Source organism: Mesorhizobium sp. M0207, from assembly GCF_040321995.1.
GTDB lineage: Bacteria > Pseudomonadota > Alphaproteobacteria > Rhizobiales > Rhizobiaceae > Mesorhizobium.
This window is the reverse complement of record NZ_JAMYSQ010000005.1, coordinates 182,025-199,961: the sequence shown is the minus strand read 5'-3', so window position 1 is coordinate 199,961 and position 17,937 is coordinate 182,025. Positions and strand designations below refer to the sequence as shown.

The 17,937-nt window shown below is 63.8% G+C and carries 15 protein-coding genes, 1 tRNA gene and 1 pseudogene; 12 read left to right on the top strand and 5 right to left on the bottom strand.

Features of this window, described 5'->3' with window-relative positions:
- Positions 1 to 12 precede the first annotated feature (12 nt).
- A complete protein-coding gene (locus NKJ15_RS10885) occupies positions 13 to 942 on the top strand; it encodes a cation diffusion facilitator family transporter (RefSeq protein ID WP_502906655.1) in 930 nt (309 codons plus the stop codon).
- Between the two features lie 86 nt (positions 943 to 1,028).
- Here NKJ15_RS10885 and NKJ15_RS10880 read toward each other — a convergent pair whose 3' ends face one another.
- Positions 1,029 to 2,117, bottom strand: a complete 1,089-nt coding sequence (locus tag NKJ15_RS10880) for a hypothetical protein (protein WP_352815235.1) — start codon at positions 2,115 to 2,117, stop codon at positions 1,029 to 1,031.
- Positions 2,118 to 2,217: 100 nt separating this feature from the next.
- Here NKJ15_RS10880 and NKJ15_RS10875 point away from each other — a divergent pair, with 100 nt between their 5' ends.
- The 7 genes from NKJ15_RS10875 (at position 2,218) to NKJ15_RS10845 (ending at position 8,694) form a co-directional block, all read left to right on the top strand.
- Positions 2,218 to 2,670, top strand: a complete 453-nt coding sequence (locus tag NKJ15_RS10875) for a DsrE family protein (RefSeq protein WP_352450551.1) — start codon at positions 2,218 to 2,220, stop codon at positions 2,668 to 2,670.
- Between the two features lie 171 nt (positions 2,671 to 2,841).
- Positions 2,842 to 3,639, top strand: a complete 798-nt coding sequence (locus tag NKJ15_RS10870; protein WP_352478045.1) for an SDR family NAD(P)-dependent oxidoreductase — start codon at positions 2,842 to 2,844, stop codon at positions 3,637 to 3,639.
- 49 nt (positions 3,640 to 3,688) lie between these two features.
- Positions 3,689 to 3,994: a putative quinol monooxygenase gene (locus NKJ15_RS10865; RefSeq protein ID WP_352683881.1), complete on the top strand. Its 306-nt coding sequence runs from the start codon at positions 3,689 to 3,691 to the stop codon at positions 3,992 to 3,994.
- A gap of 128 nt (positions 3,995 to 4,122) precedes the next feature.
- On the top strand, positions 4,123 to 5,211 hold the full coding sequence (locus NKJ15_RS10860) for an AbrB family transcriptional regulator (protein WP_352815233.1): 1,089 nt from the start codon (positions 4,123 to 4,125) through the stop codon (positions 5,209 to 5,211).
- Positions 5,212 to 5,393: 182 nt separating this feature from the next.
- Positions 5,394 to 6,008 carry a TonB-dependent receptor plug domain-containing protein gene (locus tag NKJ15_RS10855; protein WP_352815231.1) on the top strand — a complete coding sequence of 205 codons (615 nt, stop codon included), beginning with the start codon at positions 5,394 to 5,396 and terminating at the stop codon, positions 6,006 to 6,008.
- Positions 6,005 to 7,480: a TonB-dependent receptor domain-containing protein gene (locus NKJ15_RS10850; protein WP_352815229.1), complete on the top strand. Its 1,476-nt coding sequence runs from the start codon at positions 6,005 to 6,007 to the stop codon at positions 7,478 to 7,480. The genes NKJ15_RS10855 and NKJ15_RS10850 overlap by 4 nt, the downstream gene beginning before the upstream one ends.
- A complete protein-coding gene (locus NKJ15_RS10845; protein ID WP_352815227.1) occupies positions 7,480 to 8,694 on the top strand; it encodes an MFS transporter in 1,215 nt (404 codons plus the stop codon). The genes NKJ15_RS10850 and NKJ15_RS10845 overlap by 1 nt, the downstream gene beginning before the upstream one ends.
- Positions 8,695 to 8,951: 257 nt before the next feature.
- Here the strand turns inward: NKJ15_RS10845 and NKJ15_RS10840 are convergent, their stop codons facing one another.
- On the bottom strand, positions 8,952 to 10,028 hold the full coding sequence (locus tag NKJ15_RS10840) for a siderophore-interacting protein (protein ID WP_352815225.1): 1,077 nt from the start codon (positions 10,026 to 10,028) through the stop codon (positions 8,952 to 8,954).
- 203 nt (positions 10,029 to 10,231) lie between these two features.
- Positions 10,232 to 10,317 (bottom strand) — tRNA-OTHER (locus NKJ15_RS10835).
- Between the two features lie 79 nt (positions 10,318 to 10,396).
- On the opposite strand from NKJ15_RS10835, the pseudogene NKJ15_RS10830 reads away from it, so the two are divergent.
- A pseudogene (locus NKJ15_RS10830) lies at positions 10,397 to 10,514 on the top strand (IS5/IS1182 family transposase); the annotation flags it as partial.
- Between the two features lie 33 nt (positions 10,515 to 10,547).
- On the opposite strand, the gene NKJ15_RS10825 reads toward NKJ15_RS10830, so the two are convergent.
- Both NKJ15_RS10825 and NKJ15_RS10820 read right to left on the bottom strand, forming a co-directional pair.
- Positions 10,548 to 11,324 (bottom strand): esterase family protein, encoded by a 777-nt coding sequence (locus NKJ15_RS10825; protein WP_352620494.1) that lies wholly within the window; start codon positions 11,322 to 11,324, stop codon positions 10,548 to 10,550.
- Positions 11,325 to 11,328: 4 nt separating this feature from the next.
- On the bottom strand, positions 11,329 to 12,495 hold the full coding sequence (locus NKJ15_RS10820; RefSeq protein WP_352540972.1) for an ATP-grasp domain-containing protein: 1,167 nt from the start codon (positions 12,493 to 12,495) through the stop codon (positions 11,329 to 11,331).
- A 677-nt stretch (positions 12,496 to 13,172) separates the two neighbouring features.
- Here NKJ15_RS10820 and leuA point away from each other — a divergent pair.
- The 3 genes from leuA to NKJ15_RS10805 all read left to right on the top strand — a co-directional run bounded on the left by leuA (position 13,173) and on the right by NKJ15_RS10805 (position 17,870).
- Positions 13,173 to 14,909 (top strand): 2-isopropylmalate synthase, encoded by a 1,737-nt coding sequence (gene leuA / locus NKJ15_RS10815; protein ID WP_352815222.1) that lies wholly within the window; start codon positions 13,173 to 13,175, stop codon positions 14,907 to 14,909.
- A 142-nt stretch (positions 14,910 to 15,051) separates the two neighbouring features.
- The gene (locus NKJ15_RS10810) at positions 15,052 to 16,839 is read left to right on the top strand and encodes a tetratricopeptide repeat protein (RefSeq protein WP_352815220.1); all 1,788 of its coding nucleotides are present in this window, start codon (positions 15,052 to 15,054) and stop codon (positions 16,837 to 16,839) included.
- 227 nt (positions 16,840 to 17,066) lie between these two features.
- Complete coding sequence (locus NKJ15_RS10805) at positions 17,067 to 17,870, top strand: alpha/beta fold hydrolase (RefSeq protein ID WP_352815218.1); 804 nt, start codon at positions 17,067 to 17,069, stop codon at positions 17,868 to 17,870.
- The last annotated feature ends 67 nt before the right edge of the window (positions 17,871 to 17,937 follow it).

The following is a 17,937-nucleotide window of genomic DNA, read 5'->3' as shown; positions in this document are numbered from 1 at the left end:
ATCTTTTCCCCAGTGACCGCGGCAGAAATCAAAGCCGCCGCCAGGCAGAAGGTCGCCAGCCTCGCCTTCTGGTCGATCGTCGTCGCCTGCGTCGTGCTCGGCCTGAAGCTGGTGGCCTGGTACGTCACCGGTTCGGTCGCGCTTTATTCGGACGCGCTGGAATCGATCGTCAACGTCATTGCCTCTGCCGCCGCCTATTGGGCGATCCAGGTCAGCTACAAGCCAGCCGACCAGGACCATCCGTTCGGCCACCACAAGGCCGAGTATTTCTCGGCCGTCCTCGAAGGCGTGCTGATCGTGCTTGCCGCCTTGCTGATCCTCAACGAGGTCTGGTGGTCCTGGCTGCATCCCGCCCTGCTGGAAAAGCCATGGACCGGCCTTGCCGTCAATGGCGTCGCAACGGTCATCAACGCCGTCTGGGCCATGACGCTGATCCGCACCGGCCGAAGCGAAAAATCGCCGGCTCTCGTTGCCGACGGCAGGCACATCATGACCGACGTGGCGACCTCGGTCGGTGTGTTCATCGGCCTGGTCGGCGCCGTGCTGACCGGCTGGCAGGTTCTCGATCCGGCTCTTGCGGTAATCGTGGCGCTGAACATCCTGTGGCAGGGCTGGCACGTCATCGGCTCGTCGATGAACGGGCTGATGGACCGCGCCGTCGACACCCAGGAACATATCCGCATACGCGACATCATCTCGGCCAATTGCAAGGGCGCGCTCGAGGTCCACGACCTGAAGACGCGCATCGCCGGCCGCGCCACCTTCATCGAGTTCCACCTGGTCGTCGACGCCGACATGTCGGTCGGCGCCAGCCACGTCATCTGCGACCGCATCGAGGACGCGCTGCAGGCCGAAATCCCTTCCGTGCGGGTCATCATCCATGTCGAACCCGACGACGAAGCGAAACTGCCCAAAGGTACGACCGCCGTGCCGTTCGCGTGAGGCGATAGCGGGACGCCGCCATCCCAAACCTTGAGGTCGGCGGGACAGCACCCCCTCTGTCCCGCCGGCATCGCGTCTCTGAACTGCTACAGCCCGCAGGCAGCCTGCGGCATCGGCTCCAGCCGGTAGACCTTGTCGTCGGAGCTGGTGTCGCCTTCCGCCGCTTTCGAGCACAGATCGATGATCGGCAGGCCGCTGTTCGGGTTGGCCAGCATCATCGTGCCGTTGGCGCCGCGGCGAAGGAAGACCTCCCTTTGCGCGATGTCACAGGACGCAGCACCCGTCTTCGCGCTCGCCGCGCAGCGCCACTGGTCGCCCTCGCCCTGACAGTTATAGACCTGCGTGACCTTGGCCGATTTCTGCCGCGTGGTAACAGAAACGGCGATATCCGCGCCGCTTGGCCAATTGGCCGGATCGCCCTCCTTGGCGAAAGACGCCAGCTCGACCGGTCCGCGGAAAACCCTGATCGACTGGGTCAGCTGGTCGGGATGCGAGCCGAGATGCCCGGCGTCGTAGTCGCGTCCGTAGCAGAAGGGCTGGTCCGGCTTCAGCCGCTCGCGCAATGGCGGGCCAAGTGCCGGGTCGATCGGGTCGATGCGCGCGAACTCCGCCTTGCAGGTCGCGGCCGGCATCGGATCGAGCCTGAAGCCGTTGTCGTCCTTGCCCAGCGCCTGCCTTTCGTACTCCGCCTTGCCGAGCTCGTCTTCCGATCCAGCGTCGAGATAGAGGTCGGGCTGCACGTCCGAGACGATCAGCCGGCCTTTGTCGTCGACCTTCAGCGAAGCCATGGTGCGGTCGCAGTCCATGCCGCAACGGATCGGGCCGGTCTTGCCGTCCTCCGACTCATGACTGCACCAGCCGCCAAGCCATTCAGGCGCCTTGGCGCCGCGCACCGTCGTCGCCATGAAGCCATTGTAGGAGGAATCGACGCCGGTGCTTGGCTCCTCGTTCGGCCGGCTGACCGGATCGCGGCCGTAATAGAAGAAGATGCGCGTCACCTTCTGCTGCGGATGCGATTTGAGATGCGCGGTGTCATAGACGCGGCCGAAGCAGGCGTCCTTGCCGTCGGGGCTGAGCTCGGTGAGTTTGAGCGTGTCATCGGCGAAAGCAGAGCCGGCGACGGCGGTGAGCAAGGCAACCCCAACTCCGGCGCCCATCACGGTCCTTGATATCATGCTGGCTCCCCCTGCCCCGACAAGACGTGGCTTCAATTTATGCTAGGATCGAGGCCGAGGCCATGCAATTTGCGCCGGCCGGATAAATGGAGATAAAGCCATGCGACGCCGCGATATTTTCCGCGTCGGTCTTGCCGGGGCCGCCGGGCTTTTCGGGCTGCGCCCCACCAAGGCGGCAGCCATTGAAGTCAAGGCCGTCGAAGAGGAAAGGCAAAAGGTCGCCTATCACCTCAGCGATCTCGACAAGGTCAATTTCGTGCTCGGCAACATCAAGAACCACTTCGAAGGCACCGACGGCAAGGTCGACATCGCGCTTGTCGTGCACGGCCCAGCACTTGCCGCCTTCAAGTCGAAGGGCATATCGGCCGCCATTTCCGGGCGGTTCGCCGGCCTTGTCCAGGATGGGCTCAGCCCGCACGCCTGCGCCAACACCATGCACGGCATGGATATCGGCCTGGCCGACCTGCTCGACGGCTTCCATGCAGCCGACAGGGGCGGCGTCGTCAAGCTCGCCGAATTGCAACGCCAGGGCTACGCCTATCTCAGGCCATAGGGCAATTCCAGGAAAAGCGTGAAACGGTTTTCCGTCCGGAATTGCGTCAAGACAAAGAGGGAGCGGTTCGCCGTTTCCGTGAAACGGTGAACCGCTCTAGACTTTTACGGACTTGAACGCGAGGACTGCGAAGGCTTACGAAGAGCAGGCAGAGTCCCCGGAGGAATAGACGTGCCAGCCACCACCACCCTTGTCAGCCCCTCTCTGGTCATCCCCGACCTTGCCGGAAAGGCGGTCCTGGTCACCGGCGCCTCGACCGGCATCGGCGCGGCGCTTGCACTTGCCTATGCCGCGCAGAAATGCCGCGTCGCGCTGCATTACAATTCGAGCCGCGCGGCTGCCGAAAACCTGGCCGCGACCATTCGCAACGGCGGCGGCGACGTGTTCCTCGCCCAGGGCGATTTCTCGATCCCCGCCGATGTCGAGCGCGTCGTCGAGGACAGTGCGCAACATTTCGGCCGGCTCGACGGCCTCGTCAACAATGCCGGCGGCATGCTCGGCCGCGTGCCCTATGCCGAGCAGACCGAGGCGCATTACGACGCGGTGATGGACCTCAACGCGCGTTCCGTGCTGACAGCTTCGCGCAAGGCAATCCCATGGCTGAAGCGGCAGGGCGGCTTCATCGTCAACACCTCCTCGATCGCCGCGCGCAACGGCGCCGGTGGCGGCGCCGGCCTTTACGGCTCGGCCAAGGCCTTCGTCTCCAACGTCACGCGCGGCATGGCCAAGGAGCTGATCGGGTTCAACATCCGCGTCAACGCGGTGGCGCCCGGCACGATCGCGACACCTTTCCACGAGCGCTACTCGACCGACGACCAGATGAAAGGCATGATCGCCACCATCCCGCAGGGCCGCGCCGGCACCGCGGAGGACTGTGTCGGCGCCTATCTGTTCCTCTCCTCCGATCTGTTGAGCGGCTACATCATCGGCCAGGTGATCGAGGTCAATGGCGGGCAGTTGATGCCGTAGACGGCGAACTGCATACTCCCGGTTGCGTCATCTCAACGGAGCAAAGCGAATGTACGGACTGATCGGCAAGATGCGGGCGATGCGCGGCCAGCGTGACGCAATGATGGATATCCTGCTCGCCAGCACCGGTGCCATGCCCGGCTGCCTGAACTACATCATCGCCACCGACCCGGCCGATGCCGACGCGATCTGGGTGACCGAAGTGTGGACCGACGCCGAAAGCCACAAGGCTTCGCTGCAGCTGCCCGAAGTCCAGGCGGCAATCGCCAAGGCACGGCCGATCATCGCCGGCTTCGAGTTCCAGGTGGAGACGCATCCTGTTGGCGGGTTCGGCTTACCGGCGAAGGCGGGATAGAGGGAGAGGCCGGTAGGCCAGAGGGGCGCGCGAAGGATCGCTGCGGATGGTTGGTGCCATTACCACCCAAGCCCTTTTCCGCGCAAAAAGGGTTCGCATTTTTTCGCGACCGGTCTAAGAGCCCATCTATGGATTCCTCCCCGAACCCGCCGGCCATCGAGCACCTGGCGCGGATCCACAAGGCCTGGCAGTGGCCCGTCCTGGTGGTGGTCTCGGTGCTGTTTGCCGGCGCGCTGGAGCTCGCCGCCCTGCCCGCCGCGCTCTTGATCGGACCGATGCTGGCGGCCATAGCTGCCGGCACCAACGGCGCCACGGTGCGTGTGCCGCGGGTTCTGTTCGGCTCAGCCCAGGCGGTCGTCGGCTGCCTGGTCGCCAGTTCCATCTCGGCCGATATCTTTCCCGTCTTCTACAGGGAATGGCCGCTGTTCCTTGGCGTCGTGACGGCGACGGTCGCGGCATCCAGCCTGCTCGGCTGGCTGATCAGCCGCTGGCGCATCCTGCCCGGCACCACCGCGGTCTGGGGCTCGTCGCCGGGCGCCGCCACCGCCATGGTGCTTATGGCCGGTGCCTTCGGCGCCGACCAGCGCCTCGTCGCCTTTATGCTATATCTGCGCGTCATCTGCGTCTCGATGACGGCAGCCCTGGTGGCCAAGCTCTGGGTCGACACCTCGGGCATCGAGGTGCCGGGCATCGTCTGGTTTCCACCGATAGACCCGCAAGGCTTGGCCGCAACATTCGGCGTGGCGCTGGTTGGCGGCCTCGCCGGAAAGCTTTTCCGGCTGCCGTCGCCGTTATTCCTCGGCACCTTCATTTTCGGCACCGTGATCCATCTCGGGCTCGGCGTGACCATGCAGTTGCCGCCCTGGCTGCTCGCCTTGAGCTATACGATGATCGGCTGGAGCATCGGCCTGAATTTCACCAGGGCCATTCTGCGCCACGCGGCCCGCGCGCTGCCGCAGATCGTCGGCTCGATCATTGCCCTGATCGTCTTTTGCGGCGGCCTCGCCTTCCTGATCAGCCGCCTGCTCGGCATCGATCCGCTGACCGCCTATCTGGCAACCAGCCCCGGCGGCATGGACAGCGTCGCCATCATCGCCGCCGCCGCACAGCATGTCGACATCTCCTTCGTCATGGCGCTGCAATCGGCACGCTTCCTGATCGTGCTTCTGGTCGGCCCAAGCGTGGCGCGGCTGGTGGCGAGAAGCCTCAAACCATAGCAGCTCGCTTCTCCCTGATTGGCAGCTGGTTTTCCTGAAACCGGTCGCACTTTGCTGTCGCCGACCGTATCGGGCCAGCACCCGCACGAGCTCAAAAAATAACTTGACTCAAATACTCAGATTTGAGAGCCCCTTCCGTCAATGTACGGAAGAGTGGAGACGAGTTGATGCGGAAACGGACGATGACATGGCTCCTGGGGTTATCACTGCCGGGCAGCGTTGCCCTGCTCGGCCTGTCCGGGCCGGCTCACGCCCAGGACCAGGGCGGCGTCACGGTTCTCAACAAGATCGAGGTCGATGCCGAGAGCGACGAGATCCTCGTGCAGGACGGCTATGTCGCCAAGAAGGACCGCATCGGCACCAAGACCGACACGCCGATGGTCAAGATTCCGCAAGCCGTTTCGGTTGTGACGCAAAAGCAGATCGAGGACCAGAAGCCACGCACGCTGAACGAATCGCTCGGCTATGTCGCAAGCGCCAATCCCAACAGCTTCGGCTTCGACACCCGCTACGACGCCTTCTTCCTGCGCGGCTTCCAGGCCTTTTACAACGGCATGTTCCGCGACGGGCTGCGCCAGTACAACGGCCCCTCGGCCTGGTTCAAGACCGAGCCCTACGGCATCGAGGGCGTCACCATCCTGAAGGGTCCGGCCTCCTCGCTTTACGGCATCAGCGGTCCGGGCGGCATCGTCAATCTGGTCACCAAGCGCCCCAAGGAAGAACAGTTCCGCGAAATCGAAATGCTGCTAGGCGAACACAATCGCTTCCAGGCCGCACTCGACGCTCCGGCCCGGTGAACGACGACGGCAGCATTCTCTACCGCTTCACCAGCCTCGGCCGCACCAGCGACACCGACCTGCCCGGTTATCCCGACGACAAGATCTATCTGGCGCCGGCCGTCACCTTCAAGCCGGACGAGGATACCAGGCTGACCATCCTCGGCGAATATTCGAAATCCGTCACCGGCGGCACCGCTGCCTTCTACAATTCAGGCGGCGCTCTGACGAACCTCTACGAGGGCGATCCCGCCTGGAACGACTTCGACCAGACCCAGGGCCGCATCGGCTACGAGTTCGAGCACCGTTTCAACGACGTGCTGACGGTCCGGCAGAACCTTCGCTACAGCGCCGTCGACAGCGACATCGAATATAGCGGTCATTACCCGGACGGCGTGGATCTGAAACGCTATTGGGGTCACTACACCGAGACCATGAAGAACTTCGTCGTCGACAACATGGCGCAGTTCGAATTCGATACCGGCCAGGCCAGGCACACGGCGGTAGCCGGCATCGACTACGCCTGGTCGAATTATGACGCCGGCAGCGGTATCTCCTACGTTTCCGTCGGTGACATCAAGGCCGCTCCGGTTCCTTACTCTGGCGGGCAGGAGATGAACCAGCTCGGCGCTTATCTGCATGACCAGATGGAGTGGAACGATTTCACCCTGTTCGCCAGCGGTCGCTACGACTGGGCCGACACCACCTCGACCGCCGCCGACTTCACCAGGTCCAAGCAGGACGACAGTGCCCCTTCCGGCCGGCTCGGCCTGTCCTACCAGACCGAATGGGGCATCACGCCCTATGTCAACTATTCGACGTCGTTCTCGCCCAATATCGGCTTCGTCTATGACGATGTCAGCAGTCCGATCGGTCGCGTCGCCCGTCCGACCATCGCGACGCAAAAGGAAATCGGCGTCAAATACGAGTTTGCCGATTACAACGCCGCCGTCAGCGCCGCTCTGTTCGACATCGACCAGAAGGATGGCGTCGTCTTCGACGCCTCGACCGGGATCAACAAGCAGCGCCAGCTCGACCTGAACTCGCGCGGCGTCGAACTGGAAGCCAGCGCCTCGCTCGACAACGGCCTCAGCATACTCGCCTCCTACACCTATCTGCGCGTGAAAATCGAACGCGGCGCCACGGGAACCGCAGGCAAGGAACTGTCGGCGACGCCAAATCACATCCTGTCGCTCTGGGGGCAGTACCAGTTCGAGGACGGCACGCTGCAGGGGCTCGGGCTGGGCAGCGGCGTTCGCGTTGCCGGCTCGAGCTATGGCGACGACATCAACACCTTCAAGAACGACGCGCGCGCCTTCGTCGACGCCTCGCTCTCCTACGATTTCGGCTACCGCAACCCCAAGCTCGAGGGCGTGAAGCTGAAGGTCAACGCCAAGAACCTGTTCGACACTCAAAAACCCATCTGCTCGGCCGGCTATTGCTACCGCGACGAGGGCCGCTCGCTGTTCGCCAGCCTGCGCTACCGCTTCTGATGTCGATCGCCGTTTCCAGCCGGGCATCGACGCCTGTCGCGATCGTCCTGGCGATCGGCGGGCTCTACGTCGCGCAGAGTGTGATCGGCGGCATCACCTGGGCGGGGCTGCCGGCGGTGATGCGCGACCAGGGCCTGCCGCTCGACCGGATCGGCCTGGTTTCGCTGATCGCGCTGCCATGGGCGCTCAAGTTTCTATGGGCGCCGGCCGTCGAGCGCTATCGGCTGCCGCCGGTCGGCAAGAACCGCACCGGCACGATCGTCGCCGCCGGTGGACTTGCGTCCATCGCCGGGCTGTGGGCCGTCGGCGCGCTCGGCCCGGAGGCCTGGTGGCCGGTCCTGGCTTGCCTGACCATCGTCGCCTTCGCCGCCTCGACGGTCGACATTGCCTGCGATGGTTTCGCCGTGCAGAGCCTGGCCAGGGAAAACCACGGTTGGGGCAATGCCGCGCAGGTCGGCGGCGCCTATCTCGGCTCGGCCATCGGCGCCGGCCTGTTTCTGCTTCTGGTCGACGCTTATGGCTGGCGCATCGCCGTTTGGGCGATGGCCTTGCTGCTCCTGCCGCTCGGCCTCCCCTTCCTGCTCGGCGCGGCCGGCCGCGCGCGCGAGGAGACGCGCGAGCATGTTCCCAGCCTCCTCGACGCGTTGAAGCGTCCCGAAATTCGGCGCGGCCTGGCAGCGTCGGCCATCTATGTCCTGGCCCAGAAGGCGGCACTCGCCATGCTCGGACCATTCCTGATCGACGCCGGGCTCGACCTCTCGATGGTCGGACTTGTCAACGGCGTCGGCAGCATGTTCGTCGGCCTGGCTGCCGCACTCGCCGGCGGCGCTCTCGTCAAATGGTTCGGCCCGCGCAACGTGCTCGTCCTGGCGCTTTTCCTGCAGGCCGGATCGCTGTTCTTCTTTTCGGTCTTCGATTTTCTTGGTGGCTTCTCGACCACCGCTTTGATGGCCATCGCGGTGCTCAGCTCGTCCGGCTTCATGGCTCTCGGTTTCGTCGCGCTTTACGCGCAGTTCATGCGCTGGTCAGATCCAAGACAGGCGGGCGTCGACTTCACGCTGTTCCAGTGCATGGACGCACTGATGAGCATGGCCGGCGGGATCGCGGCCGGCTACGCCGCGCAGTATTTCGGCTATGGCGCGTTCTTCGCAGGCGCCGGCCTCGTCGCGATGCTGGCGGCCCCGGCGATCGCCTTCGTATCCGACCGCCGCTGACCCCGCCCGCCCTTGTGCAGCAGGGGAATCGCATATGGAAGTTTGGGGTATTTGCCAGGCCGCGTACCCCCACCCCTAACCCCTCCCCACAAGGGGGAGGGGGACGATGCCGCTGCTGTTTCGGCTAGAATCGTCGAAGTTTGCCGCTGAGTGGCTCTGCCGCAAAAGTTCCCCTCCCCCTTGTGGGGAGGGGTTAGGGGTGGGGGTCTTCTTCGCAAGAATCCGTATGCGATCCTCTGCCCCCGAGGGGCGGCGCGCTATTCTTCGCCGCCGTCCGCCGCTTGCGTCCCGTGGCGCCAGTAGGCGGTGACCAGATGCCGGTCGCGCGGCACGCCCCATTCCTTGCGGACGATCCTGCGGATCTCGCGGAAATCGCCGAACTCGCATCCGGCCCAGACATAGAGATTGTCGATAAGGGCGGTGCGGTTCCGCTGCTGCAGCACCCCCGGTAACAGCCTGGCTGTACCGGCCTCGCGCCCATGCCGATAGAGCCAGGTGACGGCAACGGCCTCGCCCGCGGCCAGCGGCATCCGATCGTCGGGACCATCGACCTCGATGAACGCTTCGGCGCGGGTTGACGGCGAAAGCTGCTCCAGGATCCTGCCGATCGCCGGAAGCGCGGTGTCGTCGCCGAGCAGCAGCAGGTTTTGCGCCTCGGGCACGCCGCCTCCGCCCGGTCCGATCATGCCGATGATCTCGCCGGCAACTGCCTTTTCGGCGAAAGCGGCCGCCGGCGTCTCCATACCGGGGTGGAGGACGAAATCGAGATCCAGCCAGCCGCTTGCGGCGTCCAGTGCCCGGATCGTGTAGACCCGCACGACCAGCGCGTCCTTGCCCGACGGCCAGACCATCAGGCCGTCGGCGCCCATCGACGGCCACACCGGCAGCCTGCCGCGCGGCGGCAGCAGCAGCCGCACATGCAGGCCGCCACGGCCAAAGCGGCCGAGATCGTTGCCGGTGAAGCGGACGCGCTGCATATGCGGAGAAATCCGCGTCGAGGACAGCACCGTGATCTCGCGGAAGAACACCGGCGTGCCGGCATCGCTGCCGTCGCCCTGCCAGGCGATGCCCCTGGTCGTGCCGAGATGTTGCGAAAAATGGCCGGCGACCGCCATCTTCATGTAGGACAGGCAGGTTTCATCCTCGGCCGCGACGCGGATCAGCACGTTGTCGTCACCGAGCGTCGCCTTCAACGAGCCGTAGTGCGTGCGAAATTCCCAATGATCGGCAAAGCCGGTATCGATCTCGGATTCGCCGTGCTCGGCGCGCAGCCTGTCCATCACCGACCGGATGGCGGCACCGCTGATCCGGGTTTGCGCACTCAATTGCTCCATCGCTCAGCCTTTCGATGCCGTTGAATTCGAGATCGCCATACGGCGTCCTCGCCACGCCGGAATGCCACAGCCGGCCTGGCGTTTCCACTGAAAGATGATAAGTGTAGTCATGTTTTTAAATCAGGCTGAAGGGAAGTCCATTTGCAGGCCGCATCACCTAGATATCGACATGCAATAGGTCGTGAACTCGTAAAACGGGGCGTCGCCAGCGGCAGGGATCGAACCCGCACCTGAACCAAGAGGCTCAGGATCACTGTGGTGATACGTTTACCAATTCCGTCACGCTGGCACCCTGCCTCGTAGCGCAAATTTGCGCGGATTGCCATTCGAGGCTTCTCTTGTGGCGTCCGAGCCGATTCAGCGTCGGCATGAGCCGATACGACCTGCCCGACTTCGAGTGGCGTGATCGAGCCGCTCCTGCCCAACAAGCCGCCAGGCGTGCCGCGTGTGGATGATCGCCGCGTGCTGAACGACATCTTCTCAAGGCGACTGTGGCTGCGCTTATGAGTCTACGGTAATCTAATCCAGCCGGTGCATCAGATCGTCGTCCAGCCAGCGGGCGAAGAAATAGACCAGTTGCTTGTGCCACCACGGCCAGTCATGGGCGACATCGCCGCCCCAATAATCGACCCAGGCCGGAATCGACTTGTCACGCAGGATCTGTTCCAGCGCCTGCGTATCGGCCAGCATCCGTTCCTCCCAGGCACCCTGCCCGCAGCAGAAGATCAGCCGCAGCGCCTTCAGCCTGACAAGCAGCCCCGGATCGACGATACCCGGCAGGTAGTCGAGCGGCGAGTTGAAGAAAATTTGTCCGTCGAGCGCGCTGCCGAAGAAATCGTGGGTGGAGTAAACCCCCGACAGCGCGATGACGCCGCTGGCCAGTTCCGGAAAGCGGAAGACGAAATTCGACGAATGGTAGCCGCCCATCGAGCAGCCGCAAAACAGCGGCTTCAGCGTACGCCCGCCATTGGCCTCGGCTGCGACAGACAGGAGTTCCGGCAGCGCCTCCTCGCGCACATAGCGGAAATACGCTTCATGCCGGGCGATGCGATGGGCCGGCTCGGCATGGCGGTCGAAGAAGGATTCCGCATCGATGCCGTCCAGCGTGAACAACTGGATGCGACCGGTGTCGACGAACTCGGCGAGAGCCGAGACGGCGCCGGAATCCTCGAACTGGTAGAACCGCCCTTGCGAAGTCGGGAACACAACCACGGGTCGGCCGGCATGGCCGTAGCGCTTGTATTCCATGTCGCGGCCGAGGTTGCGGCCAAAACCCTTGTGGTAGGAAACGTCCATCGCCTCACGCCTTTTCCGCATGGATGTAGTCGACCGCCCGGCGCAGCGCCTTCGGGTCGGTGGAGCGCAGCTGATAGGCGTAGTTTCCCATGGCGCGGCTGAAAACCTCCTCGATGGCGTGATGATGGACGATCATGTCGCCATGGGCGGCCAGCACGTCGGCGTGGCTGTGCACATAGTTGAGGTGCCGCTTGCGGCTGGCATAGGCGGTGAAATACTTGCCCCTGTAAGGGCCGCCGGCGGCGTCCTTGACCACCATGTCGGCCCATGCGGCATAGACATCGATATCGAAGGTGTAATTGATGGCATCGGTCATCCAGGCGCCAGGCGGCCGCATGTTGACCTCCAGCGCGATGACCCTGTCGTCCCTGGTTTCGAACAGCTCGATGTGGAAGAAGCGCTCGCGCACGTCGAACGCCTTGAGGATTTTCCTGCCGGCCTCCTCGACCGCCCGGCTGATCTCGGGAAAACAGACATAGCTCATATGGCGGTCGCGGTTGACCACCTCCATGACGCTCTGGTCGTAGCGGTGGCTGGCGGCCAGCACCACCTCGCCGTCGCGGTTGACCAGCCCGTCATAGGTCACCACCAGCCCTTCGATGAATTGCTCCATGACGAAGCTGACGCCTTCCGGCTTGTCCCTGAAGAAGCTGTCGAGTTCGCCGGCGTTGGAGATTTTGAAAGTGTTCGAGGCGCCAGAGCCCGAATCCGGCTTCACCACCACGGGATAGCCGACACGGCGGATGAAGGTCATGGCGCCGGCGCGGTCGGAGCACTTGCGTTGCGGGATGGTTTCGACGCCGCTCTTGCGGAAGAACGCCCGCATGCGGCTCTTGCGTTTCAAATTCTTCACAAAGTCGAGCTTGGTGCCGAAGATGTTGAAGTCGGTGCGGATATTGGCTTCCAGCTCCAGCCAATGCTCGTTGAGCGATTCGAACCGGTCCACGCGGCCCCATTTGTGGATGAAATGGCCGATCGCCCGGAACACCGGCTCGTACTCCTCCATGTCGTCGATGCGGTAATATTCCGAAAGGGCTGCCTTCAATTTGCCGTCCAGCGCATCGAACGGCGCGTCGCCAATGCCGAGCACGGTGGCGCCGGCCTTCTTCAGTCGGTCGCAGAAATCGGCGCCATTGGCTGGAAAATGCGGCGAGAAGAACACGAAGTTCATGGACGATCCCTCCCGGCGGCAAGCCATCGCACCCCGCCGACAATCGACTCTGGCGCATTTGCCGGGCTCGGGGAAGAGCAACTGGATCAGGTGAGCGGCTGGGCCCGCGAAAGGTGACGCCAAAACCGTGAAATAAAAAACCCGCCACGACAGCGGGTCCTCGGCGCCAATCAGCACCATACCCAAATTAGTAGCATAGCTGCCGGCACAAAGCAAGAACAAAGTTGCTGTAATCAGGAAAAATCGCTTGATGTCGGCGCCGCGCCTTCATTGCAGCTTGGGTTCCTCTCCCCCGTTTCGCGACGGCGAGGAACCCAGGTCTTGCGAGGCTGGAATAAGCAGCTTCACCCATCTCCCATGCCCCACTTGCCTCGCTTTGCCCGCTCCTGTATGAAATCCGCCATGAGCCCGCGCGCCACCTCTTTTGCGCCCCGTCCGACCGGCATTGCCGGCCAGACCGTTCGCGCGCTTGCCTCCACCCTGCTGCTTCTCGGCCTTATCGGCGATCGCCGGGTTCGCTGAAGGAGCGCCCGGCGGTCGAATTCGCCGCTCACGCGCACGCTCCTTGGCCAGTCACAAATTGGCACGTCACATCAAGCGAACGAAATTCTGGTAAAGGCGCCGCTCGCCACCAATCCGCCTGAAGCTGGATCCGCGAGCCGCCGGGAGAAAAGACGATGAACGCACGAGAAGATATCCGTCTGAATGTAGAGGAAACCGCCAAGCCCGCGAGGGGCATGCCGGATGCTGCCCGCAAGTACCAGCCCTATCCGACCGTCGGTCTTGCCGATCGCACCTGGCCCTCGAAAGTGATCGATAAGGCGCCGATCTGGTGCTCGGTCGACCTGCGCGACGGCAACCAGGCGCTGATCGATCCGATGGGCCAGGAACGCAAGGCGCGCATGTTCGCCCTGCTGCTCGACATGGGCTTCAAGGAGATCGAGATCGGCTTTCCGTCGGCCTCGCAGACCGACTTCGATTTCGCCCGCTGGTGCATCGAACAAGGCAACGTGCCCGCCGACGTCTCCCTGCAGGTGCTGGTGCAGTGCCGGCCGGAACTGATCACCCGCACTTTCGAGGCGCTGAAGGGCGCCACCAACCCGATCGTCCATTTCTATAACTCGACCAGCGAATTGCAGCGCCGCGTCGTCTTCGAGAAGGACGTCGCCGGCATCAAGCGCATCGCCACCGATGCGGCCAAGATGATCACCGACATGGCGGCCAAGGCCGGCGGCGGCTACCGTTTCGAATATTCGCCGGAGAGCTTTACCGGCACCGAGCTCGAAGTGGCGCTGGAGATCTGCAACGCGGTCACCGAGATCGTCAAGCCGACGGCGGAGAACAAGCTGATCATCAACCTGCCCTCCACGGTCGAGATGTCGACGCCTAACATCTACGCCGACCGCATCGAATGGATGTGCCGCAACCTCGACGATCGCGAGAACCTGTTGATCTCGCTGCATCCGCACAATGACCGCGGCACCGGCATCGCCACCACCGAACTCGGCCTGATGGCGGGCGCCGACCGCGTCGAAGGCACCCTGTTCGGCAATGGCGAGCGCACGGGCAATGTCGACATCGTCACGCTGGCGCTCAACATGTACACGCAAGGCGTCGATCCCGGGCTCGACTGCTCCGACATCAACCGCATGAAGGACGTCTACGAATACTCCAACCAGCTGAAGATCCCCGAGCGCCATCCCTATGTCGGCGAGCTCGTCTACACCGCCTTTTCCGGCTCGCACCAGGACGCTATCAACAAGGGCATGAAGGCGCTGCGCAAGGCCAACACGCCGCACTGGGAGGTGCCCTATCTGCCGATCGACCCGGCCGATGTCGGCCGCAGCTACGAAGCCATCATCCGCATCAACTCGCAGTCCGGTAAGGGCGGCATCGCCTATGTGCTGCATGCGGATTACGGCCTCAACCTGCCGCGCAACCTGCAGATCGAGTTCAGCCAGGCTATCCAGGCGATCACCGACTCCGAAGGCAAGGAGGTGCCGGCCAGGCGCATCTACGAGCGCTTTCTCGACACCTATGTCGACCAGCCCGGCGCGCGGCTGAAGTTCCTCGACCACCACACCTACCCCGACACCGAGGTCAAGGGCCGGCGCGTGGTTGAAGCGGTGATCCTCGACAGGGGCAAGGAGGTGACCATATCAGGCACCGGCACCGGCCCGATCGACGGCTTCGTCGATGCGCTGTCGCGCCATGTCGGGGTGCCGATGTCGGTGCTCGATTATTCCGAGCATTCCATGCAGCGCGGCTCGAATGCCTCGGCCATTTCCTATGTCGAGATGGAACATCCGGGCGGCAAGCTGTTCGGCGCCGGCATCAACACCAACATCGTCGCCGCGTCGCTCGAAGCCGTGGTTTCGGCCGCCAACCGCATCGTCGGCCGAAAGGGCGGCTAGCCGGGACTGCCAGGCCCGCGCATCAGCCCACCGGAAATTTTATCCGGTGGGTACGCTATCGCACCATAAGCACATGCTTGTAAGGCGCCGCCAGCGCGATATGATTGTACCTCAACCTGTGCCGAATTCGAAGGATCGACACTTGCAGCATACCACGCCTGCCGCCCCCGCAGTGCGCGAAACGCTGGAGCGATTGCTTGCCAGCGAAACGTTCGGACGATCCGAGCGCGCGCGCAAGCTGCTCCGATACCTGGTCGAGCGCGAGCAGGCAGGCGAAGCCGACAGGCTCAAGGGCTTCTCCATCGCGATGGACGTGTTCGGCAAGGACGGCGATTTCGATCCGTCGACCGATGCGGTGGTGCGGGTGCAGGCCGGCAGGCTGCGCGAGCTTCTGCAGCAGTATTTCGCCAATGAGGGCGTTGCCGAACCGGTCCGCATCGCCATTCCGCGCGGCGGCTATGTTCCGTCCTACGAACTCAACGCCATTCGCTTGCCGGCGGAGACTGAGGCAGAGAGCAAGCCGCAGCCGGCGACAGAGGAGGCGACAAACGCCCCGCCCGGATCGCTGGAGGACGCCCGCAACCGGGCACATCCGGCCGCATTGCTGAGCGTTCCAGCCGTCGCTCCTGCTGCTCCTTCGCTGCAACGCCATTTGCAGTTCTTCTGGCTGGCGATCGCGCTGGTCATCCTAATGTTGGGTGTGCTGATCCTTCGCCAGGGCAGCGTGGTATTGCTGACCGGCGGCGACACGGCGGTCGAGACCGCGGTGGCGACCGGCAGCATTGCGGCGCCTCCGGTTGAAAACCTCCCCCAGGTCTACATCGCCATCAAGGCCGACAGCGACCTGGCTCGCCGTGTCGCCGCATCGCTGCGCGCCGGCCTCAGCGGCTTCGATACCATCAATTTCATCGGCCGTGATGCCGACAGCCCGCCCGATCCAGTAACCGACGCCGCCAGCTTCGTATTCGATGTCCTGCCCGGGCCGCGTAGCGGCGACATCATGCTCGAGCTGCAAAGCGTGGCGACCGGCCGCGTGCTGCTCTCACGCAACCTGACCGCCGGCGACAGCGCGAACACCGCCATCGAGGACCAGATCTCCGGCATTTTGACCTCGGCTCTTCCCGCCTCGGGCACGATCTACAACTACATCGAGCAGAGCGGCATCCAGACCGGGCTGACGGCGTGTCTGGTGCTCAACGGCAAATATTATCTCGACCAGAACGCCCAGACGCACGGAGCCGCTTACCGCTGCCTCGAAGATCTTGCCAACCGGGAGGCGAAGTCGTCGCTCGTCTATTCGGAACTCGCGTCCTTGCATCTCGAAGCGGTCACCGACCACTATCCCTACCCCGCCGACGCGACGATCGACAAAGCGATGACGTTTGCCCATCGCGCCATCCAGATGGGCCCGACCAGCCCCTACGCGCACCGCGCCCTTGGTTACCTCAATTCGCGCATGGGCGATTCCGCGGAATCGATCCGCTGGATGCGCAAGGCCTATGAGCTCAATCCCTACGATCTCGCAATGGCCGCCGCCTACGGCTACGGGCTGGTTTTCGCCGGCAAGTACAGCGAGGGCGCCCCGATCCTTGCTCACGCGGTGGACATCGCCAGCGCCCATCCGACATGGTGGGATTACGGGCTGTTCGCCGGAGAGTTCATGATGGGCGACATGAACAGGGCCACGCTTGCCAGCGACGGCTTGCGAACGACTGAAATGAAATCGCATTATCTGGCGGCGCGGCTGATCGGCGCCAAGGCTGCCGGCCGCGAGAAGCTGGCGAGCAGGCTGCTGCAGGAACTGACCACCAAATTTCCGAAATTCGCAGCCGATCCGCGCACAACCTTCGTCGAGCGAAGATATCCCGCCGATCTGACCAACCGGCTGGTGGAGGCCCTGCGTGCCGCCGGGCTTGGCGGCGCCAGCTGACGTCTCCCGGCGCGTGCACGACGTCAGGTGATCGCGAAGATTTTACTGGCCATCCGGACGGCCAAAGCGCAATTCAGACACAATTTGAACCGGCCAATCTGATGCCCCATAGGTCTGATCCCGCATAGGCTGATCTCCACATAAGTCTGACCCCCGCAAAAGACTGATCCCCGCATAAGACCGCCCCGGCATCCTGATTGATTCCGGCACCAAGCCATAAAGTTTGCATGATCCCTTCCCTTTACGCCGCCGAACGGGGCACCGGCCCGACAACGATTGCCTTCCTGCATGGTTTCGGTGGCTGCCACGACGACTGGCGCGATGTGGCCGAGTCTCTGGCGCCCGGCGCGCGGACCCTGGCCTATGATCTGCCGGGACATGGGCTGTCGCTCGATTTTCCGGGCGGCGGTCCGGCCAGGATTGCAGCCAGTGCCGTCCTTGCGGATCTTTCCGCTCGCGGGATAAAGCGGGCCCATCTCGTCGGTCATTCGATGGGCGGCGCGGTGGCCGCCCTGATGGCATTGAGCGAGCCCGAAAGAATGGCGTCGCTGACGCTGCTGGCGCCGGGCGGTTTCGGTCCTGAGATCAATGGTCCGCTGCTGCGTCGCTACGCCGCCGCTGCCGGCATGGATGAAATCCGCGCCTGTCTTGCCGCCATGTCGGGACCGCAAAGCCGGCTGCCGCAGCATAGGGTCGAACTCGTCAGCGAGATGCGCCAGCGGCCCGGCCAGTTGCGTACACTTGTCGAGCTCGCAGCCGCCATGACCAGGGATGATCGGCAAGGCGTCATCCCGAACGAGCGGCTTGAAACGCTGAATATGCCAATCATGGTGGTTTGGGGAACCGACGACGCGATGCTGCCCGTCAGCCAGGCGGACAGCGTGCCGAAGCATTTTCATCTGCACCACGTGCTGGAAGCCGGCCATATGCTGGTCCAGGAAGCGCCCGGCCTGGTCGTCGAGGCCGTCCGTCGCAATATGCGGCGCCGCAGCAGGCGACTTCGTCCAGGATTCGCCGCTGCGGCGAGCTGATCGGTCTTGGCGCAGGCACGGCGGCGGCGCTTGTGCTCATCCAGCGAACCCCTTGCCGGCCCATCGA

Coding starts and splice junctions, on each gene's coding strand:
- NKJ15_RS10855 (WP_352815231.1), top strand. CDS start 5,394: ATGACATGGCTCCTGGGGTTATCACTGCCGGGCAGCGTTGCCCTGCTC.
- leuA (WP_352815222.1), top strand. CDS start 13,173: ATGAACGCACGAGAAGATATCCGTCTGAATGTAGAGGAAACCGCCAAG.
- NKJ15_RS10805 (WP_352815218.1), top strand. CDS start 17,067: ATGATCCCTTCCCTTTACGCCGCCGAACGGGGCACCGGCCCGACAACG.
- NKJ15_RS10840 (WP_352815225.1), bottom strand. CDS start 10,028: ATGGAGCAATTGAGTGCGCAAACCCGGATCAGCGGTGCCGCCATCCGG.
- NKJ15_RS10865 (WP_352683881.1), top strand. CDS start 3,689: ATGTACGGACTGATCGGCAAGATGCGGGCGATGCGCGGCCAGCGTGAC.
- NKJ15_RS10860 (WP_352815233.1), top strand. CDS start 4,123: ATGGATTCCTCCCCGAACCCGCCGGCCATCGAGCACCTGGCGCGGATC.
- NKJ15_RS10825 (WP_352620494.1), bottom strand. CDS start 11,324: ATGGACGTTTCCTACCACAAGGGTTTTGGCCGCAACCTCGGCCGCGAC.
- NKJ15_RS10845 (WP_352815227.1), top strand. CDS start 7,480: ATGTCGATCGCCGTTTCCAGCCGGGCATCGACGCCTGTCGCGATCGTC.
- NKJ15_RS10820 (WP_352540972.1), bottom strand. CDS start 12,495: ATGAACTTCGTGTTCTTCTCGCCGCATTTTCCAGCCAATGGCGCCGAT.
- NKJ15_RS10880 (WP_352815235.1), bottom strand. CDS start 2,117: ATGATATCAAGGACCGTGATGGGCGCCGGAGTTGGGGTTGCCTTGCTC.
- NKJ15_RS10875 (WP_352450551.1), top strand. CDS start 2,218: ATGCGACGCCGCGATATTTTCCGCGTCGGTCTTGCCGGGGCCGCCGGG.